General features: G+C 71.9%; 11 protein-coding genes. 2 read left to right on the forward strand and 9 right to left on the reverse strand.

Annotated features, from left to right (window positions below):
• Window position 1: 1 nt before the first annotated feature.
• Both AS857_RS32610 and AS857_RS32615 read right to left on the reverse strand, forming a co-directional pair.
• Window positions 2–769 (reverse strand): SDR family oxidoreductase, encoded by a 768-nt coding sequence (locus tag AS857_RS32610; protein ID WP_058046739.1) that lies wholly within the window; start codon window positions 767–769, stop codon window positions 2–4.
• Window positions 770–1,043: 274 nt separating this feature from the next.
• The gene (locus AS857_RS32615) at window positions 1,044–1,943 is read right to left on the reverse strand and encodes a sigma-70 family RNA polymerase sigma factor (protein ID WP_058046740.1); all 900 of its coding nucleotides are present in this window, start codon (window positions 1,941–1,943) and stop codon (window positions 1,044–1,046) included.
• A gap of 236 nt (window positions 1,944–2,179) precedes the next feature.
• Here AS857_RS32615 and AS857_RS32620 point away from each other — a divergent pair, with 236 nt between their 5' ends.
• Complete coding sequence (locus AS857_RS32620) at window positions 2,180–2,320, forward strand: carboxymuconolactone decarboxylase family protein (RefSeq protein ID WP_338058288.1); 141 nt, start codon at window positions 2,180–2,182, stop codon at window positions 2,318–2,320.
• A 24-nt stretch (window positions 2,321–2,344) separates the two neighbouring features.
• Here AS857_RS32620 and AS857_RS32625 read toward each other — a convergent pair whose 3' ends face one another.
• Window positions 2,345–2,911: a YceI family protein gene (locus AS857_RS32625; RefSeq protein WP_058046741.1), complete on the reverse strand. Its 567-nt coding sequence runs from the start codon at window positions 2,909–2,911 to the stop codon at window positions 2,345–2,347.
• Between the two features lie 64 nt (window positions 2,912–2,975).
• Between AS857_RS32625 and AS857_RS32630 the strand changes: the two genes are divergently transcribed.
• Window positions 2,976–3,839, forward strand: a complete 864-nt coding sequence (locus AS857_RS32630; RefSeq protein ID WP_058046742.1) for a serine hydrolase domain-containing protein — start codon at window positions 2,976–2,978, stop codon at window positions 3,837–3,839.
• 78 nt (window positions 3,840–3,917) lie between these two features.
• Here AS857_RS32630 and AS857_RS32635 read toward each other — a convergent pair whose 3' ends face one another.
• From AS857_RS32635 to AS857_RS32660, 6 genes are all read right to left on the reverse strand, one after another.
• Window positions 3,918–5,486: an APC family permease gene (locus tag AS857_RS32635; RefSeq protein WP_058046743.1), complete on the reverse strand. Its 1,569-nt coding sequence runs from the start codon at window positions 5,484–5,486 to the stop codon at window positions 3,918–3,920.
• 210 nt (window positions 5,487–5,696) lie between these two features.
• Entirely contained in the window at window positions 5,697–7,481 is a 1,785-nt protein-coding gene (locus AS857_RS32640; RefSeq protein WP_058046744.1) for an N-acyl-D-amino-acid deacylase family protein, read from the reverse strand.
• A 165-nt stretch (window positions 7,482–7,646) separates the two neighbouring features.
• Complete coding sequence (locus tag AS857_RS32645) at window positions 7,647–8,768, reverse strand: LLM class flavin-dependent oxidoreductase (RefSeq protein WP_058046745.1); 1,122 nt, start codon at window positions 8,766–8,768, stop codon at window positions 7,647–7,649.
• Window positions 8,769–8,951: 183 nt separating this feature from the next.
• On the reverse strand, window positions 8,952–9,743 hold the full coding sequence (locus AS857_RS32650) for an SDR family NAD(P)-dependent oxidoreductase (protein WP_058046746.1): 792 nt from the start codon (window positions 9,741–9,743) through the stop codon (window positions 8,952–8,954).
• A 168-nt stretch (window positions 9,744–9,911) separates the two neighbouring features.
• Window positions 9,912–10,841, reverse strand: a complete 930-nt coding sequence (locus tag AS857_RS32655) for a TIGR03619 family F420-dependent LLM class oxidoreductase (RefSeq protein WP_058047217.1) — start codon at window positions 10,839–10,841, stop codon at window positions 9,912–9,914.
• A 187-nt stretch (window positions 10,842–11,028) separates the two neighbouring features.
• Window positions 11,029–12,255: an amidohydrolase family protein gene (locus tag AS857_RS32660; RefSeq protein WP_058046747.1), complete on the reverse strand. Its 1,227-nt coding sequence runs from the start codon at window positions 12,253–12,255 to the stop codon at window positions 11,029–11,031.
• Window positions 12,256–12,400 lie beyond the last annotated feature (145 nt).

A 12,400-nucleotide genomic window follows, 5' to 3' on the forward strand; every position in this document is an offset into this window, starting at 1 on the left:
CTCATCCGCGACCGGCCAGGTACTGCTCGAACGTGGCCTTGCCGACCGCTCGGTCCGGGGCGAGGATGCCGCCCGCGCGCAGGGTTCGGGCGATCTTGCCCGGGAGTCGCAGCGGCACGATGCGTCGGTGGAGGCCCGTCGCGCGCAGGGTGGCGGCCGCCAAGTCGCGGGCGTCCCGGACCTCGGGGCCCGCCATGTCGGGCACGCGGCCTGCCGGGGCGCCCTGGACGAGCTCCGCCAAGCGGTCGGCGACCTCGGTCACCTCGACGGGCTGGACCCGTACGCCGCTCAGCGTCAGCACCACCGGCAGCCGGCGCTGCACCGTGGTCATGGTCGCCACCAGGTCGTGGAACTGCGTGGTCCGCAGGATGGTCCACGGCAGTCCCGACTCCCGGATGATCCGCTCCGCCTCCCGCTTCGAGCGGTAGTACGGGAGCGGCACCTTGTCGATGCCGACGATCGAGATGTAGACGAGGTGCGGGCCCGGGCTCCCGGACCGCCGCGCGGCCTCGACCAGTCGCCGGGTCGCCGCCACGTCGTTGCGGGTGTTGGTAGCGCAGTGCACCACCGCCCGCACGTCCGCCAGGGCGGCGTCGAGGCCCGTGCCCTTGGCGAGGTCGCAGACCGCCCACTCGTACGGCCGGTCGTCGCCCGCCCGCCGCGGCCGGCGGCTCATCACCCGTACGGGCAAGCCGTCGGCGAGCAGCCGCGCGACGACGGCACGGCCGAGGGTGCCGGTGCCGCCGGTCACCAGGATCGGCTTGTTCATGGTTGGAGTACCTCCCGTGCCCGATGGTGCTGTCACGGATAAGGACACGACGGAGGCCCCGGATGTGACATGCCATCGCAAGGTGTGTCCCGACTCGGGTCAGAACAGGCCGGCAGCGGGGGTGGGGGCGGCGGCCTTCCGGGCCCGGAAAACAACCGACCTGAGCCGTAGGGCGGCGGACAAGTGACCCGAGACGACGGCCGAGCGTCTCAACAGCCCCAGCCAGGCCTCCTCGCCGCACAAGCCCCCGCCCTCACCCCACCCCCCAGCCCGGTTACTTCATCAACGCGCTCACGTCGATCCGCTCCAGCCGTTCCGGGTCCGTCAGGATGTCCAGTGCCGTGACACGGCCGCCCTGGATCGTGAAGGCCATGACCGACATCGGCCGGCCGTCCGCCGTTACGGCGACCACGCCCGGCGTGCCGTTGATGAGCGCCGGGAGGGCCGCCTCGGCGAAGCGGGCGAACATGATCGCCTGGGAGGCGACCTCGGTCGCGCCGCGGCGCAACGCGCTCGGGAGCAGCGTGCCGCCGTCCGAGCGGGCCACGATGTCCGGGTCGAGGACGGCGACGAGGGCGTCGAAGTCGCCGCCGCGCGCGGCGGCGAGGAAGGCCTCGACGACGCGGCGCCGGGCGGCCAGGTCGGTGTCGGGCGCCGGGGCCTGCCCCTGGACGCGGCGGCGGGCGCGGCTGGCGAGCTGCCGGGTGGCGGCGGGGGTGCGGTCAATGACCTCGGCGATGTCGTCGAAGGGCACGTGGAACATGTCGTGCAGGACGAAGGCGAGCCGTTCCGCGGGGGCGAGGGTCTGCAGGACGACCATGAGGGCGATGCCGACCGAGTCGGCCAGGAGGATCTCCTGTTCCGGGTCGATGCGGTCCGCTCCGCTGATGACCGGGTCGGGGAGGCGGACGACCTGCCCGTCCCGGTCGTGGAGCGGCTCCTCGTGCCGCGTGGCGCGCGAGCGCAGCATGTCCAGGCACACCCGGCCGGTCACGGTGGTCAGCCAGCCGCCGAGGTTCCCGACCTCGCTGGTGTCGGAGCGGCTCAGCTTGAACCACGTCTCCTGCACCACGTCCTCGGCCTCGGCGAGCGAGCCGAGCATCCGGTAGGCCACCGCCCTCAGGTGCGGCCGGAGCTCCTCGAACCGCTCGGCCAGAAAATCTTTTTCGCTCACCTGTCACATCCCCCTGTTCCGATCCGTCAGTGAAGTGAACGGTCGACAACCGGCCGGGGAGGACGCCCCGGCCACCATGACACAACAGAGGATTTGATCACGACTGCTCGGATGAAGAACCCCGCGAAGGTCCTGCCCGACACCATGACGGGCATCCGGCACCCAGCGACGCCGAGCGCGCCGCGCTGGCCCTGGCCGAGGTCTCCACGCGGCTCGCCGACCACACCGGCAAGGCCGTGCCGGACGACATCTGGGACGCGGCCGCCGACCACTTCACCGAGGAGCAGCTCGCCGCGATCATCCTCATGGTCGCCACGACCAACTTCTTCAACCGTCTCGACACCACCGTCGAGGAGCCGGCCGGGACGACCTGGTAGCCCCGGCCCTCCCTACTCCCACCCCTACTCCCGCCCCTGCTCCCGCACCGCCTCCACGTCAACCGTGACGTCGACCATGTCACTGACGACCACTCCACCCCGGTCGACCACGTCGTTCCAGCTCACCCCGAAGTCCTGGCGGTTGATCCTGGTGGTGGCGGTGAAGCCGGCCCTGAGCCGGGGGCCGGCGTCGCGGCCGTCCTCCCACCAGGGGGTGTCCCACTGCCCCAGGTACGTGACGTCGAACGTCACGGGGCGGGTCACGCCCCGGATGGTGAGTTCTCCGGTGACTTCGAATTCGGTCGCGCTCGCCTGCTGGACGCGCGTCCCGGTGAAGGTCCATTCCGGGTGGTTCTCGCAGTCGAAGAAGTCCGCGCTGCGCAGGTGTGCGTCGCGCTGTTCCTGGCCGGTGTACACCCCGGTCGCGTCGATCACCGCTTCCACGCGGGCGTTCTCCGGGTCGTCGGGATCGACCTCCAGCGAACCGCGTACGTTCTTCAACTGCCCGCGCACGTAGGTGACCATCATGTGCCTGGCGCGGAATTCGGCGCCGGTGTGGCCGGGCTCGAAGAACCATCTGGTGCTGCCCATGACACCTCCCGGGAAGAACCCCCCGCCCGTGTAGCGCCCACCCCTTCCGCCAGGATAGGGCGCCATGGAATTCTCCGCGCCTGCGTGCGTCCTGGGCAGCACCGGCCTCTGCGCGCCCCACACCGACCGGGGCCACGACCCCGACGCCTTCGTCGAGATCGGCTCCCTGACGAAGACGCTGACCGGAACGCTGCTGATGCAGCTCACGGCCCAGGGCGTGGTCTCCCTGGACGATCCCGTGGAGCGGTGGCTGAAGACGCCCGCGGGTACGGGCATCACGTTGCGACACCTGCAGGAGCACACCTCCGGGCTGCCCCGCCTGCCCCCTCCGCTGCCCGGCGCGACCCGCTCGGACCCGTACCGCCCCTTCACCGACCAGGCGCTGCGCGAACTCCTCGCGGCCGGCCCGGGCGCCCTCGCCGTCTCTCCTCCCGGGGAGAAGGAGGAGTACTCCAACCTCGGTTACGCCGTGCTCGGCGCCGCATTGTCGGCCGCGGCGGATGCCCCGTACACCGATCTACTGGCGGAGCACGTGCTGGACCCCCTGGGCATACGCAGCGAGGTCACGCATCGGCCGCCGCCCGGCCGGAGCCTGGTTCCGACCGGTCTCTTCGGCCGCCGGCTGCGGCCGTGGACGATGACCGGCGCGATACTCCCCGCGGGCGGCATGTGGGCGACCCCGCGCGCCGCGGCCCGCATCCTCACCGGTCTGGTGGTGGAGCGCGTGCTGGGCGAACCGGCCCCGGCGTGGCAGCGGGCCGGCGAGCTCGTCTGGCACAACGGCGCCACCCGCAACTCCTCCGTCTTCGCCGGCGCCTTCCCGGACGGCCGCTGGATCCTCGTCCACCGCCTCGGCGGCGCCCCGGACACGACGGACCGTATGGGCGTCGACCACCTGCGGGGCACGAGGTGCAGCGGCGGCGCCTGAGCAGCGGATCAACGCCCCTCCCCGCCTCTCCCCCGCCCATCCCCTGCTGCTGCCCGCTACGCCCCCGCTACGTCCCCGCTACTCCTCCACCACCAGCGCCGGCGTCGACCGCGTCAGCACCTCGCCGCGGAAGAACGCCGGGCTGCGCCGCCGCATCAGTTCCATGAGGACCGCGCCGACCAGCAGCAGCCCCACCCCGATCACGAAGACCGAGCCCACGCCGAGGACGGAGCTCCCGCTGCCGTACGACGGGTCCCACATGTCGTACAGCGTCTTGCAGAAGACGGCGGCGAGGAGCACGCCGCCCAGGACCGGGAAGACGCCCTTGAAGAGCGCGTCGCGCGCCGAGCGGCCCAGGTCCCCGCGGAAGTACCAGGCGCAGGCGAACGCCGTGATCGAGTAGTAGAAGCAGATCATGAGGCCCAGCGCGTAGATCGTGTCGATGAGGACGTTCTCGCTGAGGAAGCTCATGGCGGCGTAGAAGACGCCGGTGGCGATGCCCGCCGCGACCGTCGCGCGGCCCGGTGACCTGAAGCGCGGGTGGATGCGGGCGAAGGACGGGGGCAGGGCCTCGTAGGCGCTCATGGCCAGGACCGTGCGGGCGACGGGCAGGAACGTCGTCTGGAGGCTGGCGGCCGCCGACGCCAGGACCGCCACGAACAGCAGCACGCCCAGGGCCGTGCCCATGACCGGGTCGGCGAGCGCGGCGAAGACGTTGCCGGCGGTGTCGGGGTTGCCGAGGCCGGTGCCCTCCTCGCCGACGCCCGCGAACATCTGCGCGGCGACGGCGGTGACCAGGTACGAGCCGACGAGGACGGCCATGGCGAGGAGCGCGGCGCGGCCGGGGGTCTTCGCGCTGCCCGCGGTCTCCTCGTTGACGGTCAGGCACGCGTCCCAGCCCCAGAACATGAAGATCGAGAGGGAGAGTCCCGCGGTGAAGGCCGCGAAGGACTGGACGGCGAAGGGGTCGAGCCAGGTCCAGGAGAAGTCGATGGAGGCGGGCAGGTCGCCCGAGCGGGCCTTGACCAGGGCCATCGCCGCGAAGACGGCCAGGACGGCGAGCTGCAGGGCGACGAGGGCGTACTGCACGCCCTTCGTGGCGGTCATGCCGCGGTAGCTGATCGCCGTCGCCACGGCGATGAAGGCGAGGCACGTAGCGACGTGCACGGGGCGGTTGCCGTCGAGGGCGGCCACCGCATCACTGCCGGTGATCTCGCCCAGCAGGAGGTAGAAGAACGACGTGGCCACGCCCGCCAGGTTCGACAGCACGATGATCGTGGCGATCACCAGGCCCCAGCCGCACATCCAGCCGACGCGCGGCCCGAACGCCTGCACCGTCCAGGTGAAGGACGTGCCGCAGTCGGGCACGGCCTTGTTCAGCTCGCGGTAGGCGAAGGCGACCAGCAGCATCGGCAGGAACCCGGCCAGGAAGACGGCGGGCATCTGCACGCCGACCTGGCCGACGGTCGGGCCGAGGGTGGAGGTCAGGCAGTAGACGGGGGCGACGGTGGAGATCCCGATGACGGCGCTGCCGAGCAGGCCCACGGAGTTGCCGCCGAGGCCTTTGCCCTTGCCGGGCCGCGGCCCCGCATCGGTGACGCTCGTTACCGTGTCTCCGGCCCCGGGCCGCGGGTGTACCTGAACCATGGGCAGGACGGTAGGGGGTGCTGTTTCCGCAACAGGAGCTTTACGGTCCAGGAACTGGACCAAGAACTTCCGCCCTTTACGGGCCAGTTGGCCTGGCAAATGAAGGCCCTCTATGCGTTACGGTCGGTAACCCTAAGGCCGCACAGGCCATTCCCCTCGGTGCGGGAACCGCACCCCCACCCCTTTTGTCCCGGTTCAAAAATTTCCCGTTCAGGATTTCCCCGTCCCCGCCGCCCCCGCCGTCCCCACCGTCTCCGTGTCCCGCCCCGACCGCAGCACCGTCCCCGGCAGCGCCCCCGTCACCACGTCGTGCCGCACCGCCTCCACCCCGTTGACCCGTACGCTCACCACGCCCACCGCCCTCGAGTCCAGCCGCGGCCCGTCGCCCGGCAGGTCGTGGACGAGCGCGGCGGGTCCGGCGTCGATGCGGCCGGGGTCGAAGAGGACCAGGTCGGCCGCGTAACCCTCGGCGATCCGGCCTCGCCCGCGCAGGCCGAACAGACGCGCCGGCTCGTCCGTCAGCATCTGTACGGCCCGCTCGACCGGCACCAGCTTGCGGCCGCGCAGGCAGTCGCCGAGGAAGCGCGTCGTGTACGGCGCCCCGCACATCCGGTCCAGGTGCGCGCCCGCGTCCGAGCCGCCCAGCAGCACGTCCGGGTGCTCCCACGTGTCCCGGCGCAGCTCCCAGCTGGCGAGGTCGTTGTCGGAGGGCATCGGCCACAGGACCGTGCGCAGTTCGTCGGCCGCGCAGATCTCCACCAGGCACGCGAACGGGTCGAGGCCGCGCTCGGCGGCGATGTCGCCCACGACGCGCCCGGTCAGGCCGTCGTTCTCCTTCGCGTACGTATCGCCGATCACGTACCGCCCGAAGTCGGCCAGCCTGCGGAAGACCCCCGCCTCGGGGCTGCGGGCGCGGCGCAGCATGTCGGCCTGGACGGCCGCCTCGCGCAGGGCCGTGATGCGGTGGGGCACGGGCAGGTCCAGGATCTCGCCCCAGCCGGGGATGAGGTTGAGCGCGCAGAAGGTGCCCAGGGACATGTTCATGGGCGTGAGGATCGGCATGGTGAGCGCCACGATCCGGCCGCCTGCGGCGCGGGCCCGTGCGCTCGCGCCGAGCTGGCGGGGCACCCGGCCGGGGACGGCGGCGTCGATGGTGAGGACGTTCCAGTTGAGGGGGCGGCCGGCGGCGGCCGTCATCTCCGTCAGCAGGTCGATCTCGGCGTCCTCGAACCGGTCGAGGCAGCCGGAGACGATGGCCTCGATCTGGGTGCCCTCGTGCTCGCCGACCGCGGCCGACAGTGCGAGCAGCTCGGCGGGCAGCGCGTGCCGTGAGGCGACGGGCCGGCCGTCGCCGTCGGAGTGGGTGGACGACTGCGTGGTGGACAGGCCCCAGGCGCCCGCGTCCATCGCCTCGTGCAGCAGGGCGGTCATGCGCCGCAGCTGCCCGGCGTCGGGCTGCCCGCCCACGGCGCCGGGGCCCATCACGTACCGGCGCAGGGCGCAGTGCCCGGCCATGAAGCCGGCGTTGACGGCGATCCGCCCGTCCAGCGCGTCCAGGTACTCCCCGAAGGACGACCAGTCCCAGGGCGCCCCCTGCTCCAGGGCGGTCAGCGACATGCCCTCGACCTTGCTCATCATGCGGCGCGTGTAGTCGGCGTCGGCGGGCCGCGCGGGGTTCAGGGGCGCGAGGCTGAAGCCGCAGTTGCCGCCGACGACGGTGGTGACGCCGTGGCCGAGGGACGGTGTGGCGTACGGGTCCCAGAAGAGCTGGGCGTCGTAGTGGGTGTGCGGGTCGACGAAACCGGGGGCGAGGACGAGGCCGGTGGCGTCCTCCTCGGTACGGGCCCGCTCCCCCAGCCTGCCGCCCGCCTTCACCCGGGCCGGGGACCGTCCGATCAGGGCGATGCGCCCGTCCCGGATGCCGATGTCGGCGACGTAGGAGGGGCCTCCGGTGCCGTCGACGACGGTGGCGCGCTTGATCAGGTGGTCGAGCATGGCCGGTGTCACCTTCTCCAGAAGAAGTTCCGTAACACAGGTGCGCGGCGGAAACACAGGTGTGCGGCGGAAACACAGGTGTGCAGCGGACGGCCGGAGGCCGGGGCGGCGGATCCGGGAAGACGCCGCCCCGGTGCACGTGGAAGGGGCCCGGAAGAGGGACCCTCAGCCCGCCTGCCGCATCCGCGCCGTCCGGTGGACCGGATCCGTGTCGATCTTCGGGATGACGTGCTCGCCGATCAGCCGGATGGTGCGCATCGTGTCCTCGTACGGCACCCCGACCGGCAGCCCGAACGACAGCTGGTCAGCGCCCGCCTGTTCCCACCGCTTGCACTGGCGGAACACCTCGTCCGGGTCGCCGCAGATCATCAGCTCCTCGGCGATGAGGAGTTCGACGACCTCCTCGGTGTACTCCGGCAGCAGCTCGGGCCACTGCGGAATGCCCTCGGGGCGGGGGAACGTGTCGTGGTAGCGGAACAGCAGCGACTGCAGGTAGTGCAGCCCGCCCGCGGCCGCGATCTCCACGGCCTTCGCGTGCGTCTCGGCGCAGATGGCCGTGGACGTGACCATGACGTTGTCGTTGACGTAGGCGCCGACGGGCTCGGCGTCCGCGATCGCCGTCTTGTACGAGTCGACGACCCACTCCATGTCGGAGACCTTCTGCACGCTGAAGCCGAGCACGCCGAGGCCCTTGCGAGCGGCCATCGCGTACGACGAGGGCGACCCGGCCGCGTACCACATGGCGGGGTGCGCGGGCCCGTACGGCTTGGGCAGCACCTTGCGCGGCGGCAGCGACCAGTGCTTCCCCTGGAAGCCGGGGTACTCGTCCTCCAGCCACATCCGGGGGAACTCGGCGATCGTCTCCTCCCAGATCTCCTTCGTGAGGTTCATGTCGGTGATGCCCGGCAGGAACCCGAGGATCTCGTGGCTGCCCGCGCCGCGCCCGGTGCCGAACTCGAAGCGGCCGCGGGAGAGGTGGTCGAGCATGGCGGCCTTCTCGGCGACCTTGGCCGGGTGGTTGACCTGCGGCAGCGGGTTGAAGATGCCGGAGCCGAGGTGGATGCGGTCGGTCGCGTGGGCGAGGTAGCCGAGGAAGACGTCGTTGGCCGAGAGGTGCGAGTACTCGTCGAGGAAGTGGTGCTCGGAGGCCCAGGCGTATTTGAAGCCGGACTTGTCGGCCTGGATGACGTACTCGGTCTCCTCCATCAGCGCATGGTGCTCGGCCTGCGGGTCACCCCGCCGCCGGCCCTCCGGAACGTAGCCCTGCACGAAGATCCCGAATTCCACGGAGGTTCACCGTCCGTCCGCTCGCTCGTTGTCCGTTCGTCCGCTTACTCGTTGCTCGTTTATTCGTTGCTGCTTACTCGTTGCTCGTTTGCTCGTTGCTCGTTTGCTCGTTCACTCAAGATTTTCTGACGATGAGTCAGATGAGGAAGATGGGTGAGACTCTGGCACCGGCGCACGGGAGCGTCAAGACACCGGCAGCGGAACCCCGGCCAGCCACCCACCGTCCACGACGAAGTGCTGCCCGGTCACGTACGAGGAGTCGTCCGCCGTCAGGTAGAGGGCCAGCCGCGCCACCTCCTCCGGGCGTCCGATCCGGCCCATGGGCACCGCCTTCCGGTAGAACGCGGCCGCCGCGGCCGCCGCCCGGCCCGGGTCGGCGGAGGGGTCGAGGCCCGCCGGGTCGGTCATGGGGGTGTCGATCGCGCCCGGGCACATGGCGTTGACCCGGATGCCCCGGGCCGCCAGCTCCAGGGCGGCCACCCGGGTCATGGCGAGGACGGCCGCCTTCGAGGCCGCGTAGGAGGTGAGGAAGGGCATGCCGGCCAGCGCGGCGTACGAGGAGGTGTTGACGATGGTGCCCCCGCCCGCCGCCGCCAGTTCGGGCGCGACCGCGCGCATGCCGAGGAAGGCACCGAGCTGGTTGACGCGGCAGACCTCCGCGAACTCCTGCCGGGGCGTGTCGGTCAGCTGGTTGCAGCGCAGGATGCCGGCGTTGCCGACGAGCCCGTCGAGCGCACCGAAGGCCTCCTTGGCGGTGGCCACGGCCGCCGCCCAGTCCGCCTCCTCGCCGACGTCCAGATGGACGTACGCGGCGGAGTCCGGACCCAACTCCTTTGCCACGGCGCTCCCCTGCTCGTCCAGGACGTCGGCCAGGACGACCTTCGCGCCCTCCTCGGCGAACAGCCGGGCCTCCTGCTCGCCTTGTCCGCGCGCCGCACCCGTGATGAGCACGACGCGGCCGTCGAGTTTGCCCATGGTGTGTTTTTACCTCCGTCGCATTCATCGGGCGGGTGCAAGTCTTTGCGTCGTCACTCAGCCCGCACTCCGTCAGGGCCATGCGCCCGTCAGCGACGCGGGGAACTGCGCGACCGGCCACAGACGGCCCGCAGTTACTGGACCCCGCCCCCGCTCCCAGCGGCGCGCTCAGTCGTCCAGCAGCGGCGCCACCCCGTCCGCGAACGCCTCCATCTGGTCGAGCAGTTCGCCGAGGTCGCGGCAGCGGAACCGGACCTGGATCTGGTTCACGCCCATCGCCCCGTACACCCGAAGCGACTCCGCGAGCGTGCCCGGGCGGCCGGTCAGCGTACGGGCTCCCGTGTCCCAGGAGGGCGTGCCGACGTAGAGCGCCTCGGAGATCGCCCCGACCGCGAAGGGCCCGTCCAGCCCGTCCAGCCCGCCCAGCCCGGCCTCCTCGCGCAGCCGCCGCAGCGTGGCGATGCGCTGCGGCAGCTGATCGCGCCCGTCGCCCTGCGACAGCCAGCCGTCGCCCCGCAGCGCCGCCCGGCGCAGCGCCGCGGGCGAGGAGCCGCCCACCCAGATGGGCGGGCGCGGCGTACGGGCGGGCCGGGGCGCCTGCCCGAGTCCGCGGAAGACGAAGCGGCGTCCGCTGAACTGCGGGAACTCCGAAGGCCCCAGGGCCTCTTTGAGGGCGTCGACCGTCTCGTCGAGGATCGTGCCGCGCCGCCCGAAGTCCACGCCGAGCGCCTGGAACTCCTCGCGCACGTGCCCGGCGCCGACCCCGAGGACCAGCCGGCCGCCGGCGAGGCGGTCGACGGTGGCGTACTGCTTGGCGAGCGCGAGCGGGTGCCGGAGCGCGGCCACGGCGACGTGGCTGAGCAGCAGGGTGCGCTCGGTGACGGCGGCGAGGTGGGCGAGGGTGGCCACCGGGTCGTACCAGACGGTGCCCATGGCGGCGGCCAGGCGCACGGGGACGGCGACGTGGTCGCAGGTCGCGAGGTAGGCGAAGCCGAGCCGGTCGGCGGCCGCGGCGACCTTCCGCAGGTCGGCGGGGCCGGCCTCGACCTCCCACGGCTCGGCGTAGAGGGTGCTGAGGGAGGTGATGGGCAGCTGCATGCCGTACGAGAGACGGCCTTCGGGCAGTACCTGCAGGCCGTCGGGCGACGCCTGCGGGACGCCGGGCAACGCCTGCGGGGCGTCGGGCGGCGGTCGCAGGCCTTCGCGCGGCGTCTGCGGTACGCCGGCCGCGGCCCCGCCCGCTTCGGGCCCACCCGCTTCGGCCCCGCCCTCCGCGGCCCGCTCCTCACCCGGCCGCATGCGCCCACAGCCCTTCCTCCGTGAGCCCCAGCAGCTCGATCGCGTTGCCCCGCACGATCCGTTCCACCACCTCCGGCGCCAGGTGCCCCATCTGCTCCTCGGCGACCTCCTTGGAACGGGGCCAGGTGGAGTCGGAGTGCGGGTAGTCGGTCTCGTAGAGGACGTTGCCGACGCCGATCGCGTCGAGGCTGCGCAGCCCGAAGGCGTCGTCGAAGAAGCAGCCGTGGACGTGCTCGGCGAAGAGCTCGGAAGGCGGCCGCAGGACCTTGCCCGCGACGCCGCCCCAGCCGCGGTTCTGCTCCCAGACGACGTCCGCGCGCTCCAGGGTGTACGGGATCCAGCCGATCTGCCCCTCGGCGTACATGATGCGCAGGTCGGGGAAGCGGTCGAAAGCACCGGACATCAGCCAGTCGGCCAGGGAGAAGCAGCAGTTGGCGAAGGTGATGACGGAGCCGACGGCGGGCGGCGCGTCCGCCGAGGTGGACGGCATGCGCGAGGAGGAGCCGATGTGCATGGCGATGACGGTGCGGGTCTCGGCACAGGCGCGCAGGAAGGGGTCCCAGGCGTCGGTGTGGACGGAGGGGAGGCCGAGGTGCGGGGGGATCTCGGAGAAGCAGACGGCGCGCACGCCGCGCCCGGCGTTGCGGCGGACCTCCGCGGCGGCGAGTTCCGCGTCCCACAGGGGGACGATGCCGAGCGGGATCAGACGGCCGTGCGCCTCGGGGCCGCACCACTCCTCCACCATCCAGTCGTTGTACGCGCGCACGCCCAGGAGGGCGAGTTCGCGGTCCGACGCCTCGGTGAAGGTCTGCCCGCAGAAGCGCGGGAACGTGGGGAAGCAGAGCGCGGACTGGACATGATTGCGGTCCATATCGGCCAAGCGTTCCGGGACGCTGAAGGAGCCGGGCCGCATCTGCTCGTACGTGATTCCCTCCAGCCGGACCTCGTCCCTGGAGTATCCGACGGCGGTATCCAGCCGTGTGAGCGGACGGTGCAAATCCTCATAGATCCACCAGTCCGCCTCCGGGCCGGGGTCCCCCGGGGCGCCCATGACGGGAGCGAATCTTCCGCCGACGAAGGTCAACTCCTTGACGGGCGCCCGGACGATCCGCGGCCCGACGTCGCGGAACTTCGCCGGTAGCCGCTCCGACCAGACGTGAGGAGGCTCGACCGTGTGATCGTCCACCGAGATGATCCTGGGGATGCTCTCCATGGCTGACACGTTAGCGACGATCTGACGATCCGTCAGTAAGGTGCGTGCGGGGCCGTGGGGCGGTCTCTGGCAGGCCTTGTGGAGAGGCCGGACCCCTGCTGACGCAGAGCCCCCGGACAAGGCAGACTGGCCGTGCGACCGAGCG

Origin of the sequence: Streptomyces roseifaciens (assembly GCF_001445655.1) — a bacterium.
In the GTDB taxonomy this organism is placed as follows: domain Bacteria; phylum Actinomycetota; class Actinomycetes; order Streptomycetales; family Streptomycetaceae; genus Streptomyces; species Streptomyces aureoversilis.

Bases quoted from the DNA above. Each gene is read 5' to 3' on its own strand.
- AS857_RS32610 (WP_058046739.1), bottom strand. From the start codon at position 769: ATGAACAAGCCGATCCTGGTGACCGGCGGCACCGGCACCCTCGGCCGT.
- AS857_RS32625 (WP_058046741.1), bottom strand. From the start codon at position 2,911: ATGGGCAGCACCAGATGGTTCTTCGAGCCCGGCCACACCGGCGCCGAA.
- AS857_RS32630 (WP_058046742.1), top strand. From the start codon at position 2,976: ATGGAATTCTCCGCGCCTGCGTGCGTCCTGGGCAGCACCGGCCTCTGC.
- AS857_RS32635 (WP_058046743.1), bottom strand. From the start codon at position 5,486: ATGGTTCAGGTACACCCGCGGCCCGGGGCCGGAGACACGGTAACGAGC.
- AS857_RS32640 (WP_058046744.1), bottom strand. From the start codon at position 7,481: ATGCTCGACCACCTGATCAAGCGCGCCACCGTCGTCGACGGCACCGGA.
- AS857_RS32650 (WP_058046746.1), bottom strand. From the start codon at position 9,743: ATGGGCAAACTCGACGGCCGCGTCGTGCTCATCACGGGTGCGGCGCGC.
- AS857_RS32655 (WP_058047217.1), bottom strand. From the start codon at position 10,841: ATGCAGCTGCCCATCACCTCCCTCAGCACCCTCTACGCCGAGCCGTGG.
- AS857_RS32660 (WP_058046747.1), bottom strand. From the start codon at position 12,255: ATGGAGAGCATCCCCAGGATCATCTCGGTGGACGATCACACGGTCGAG.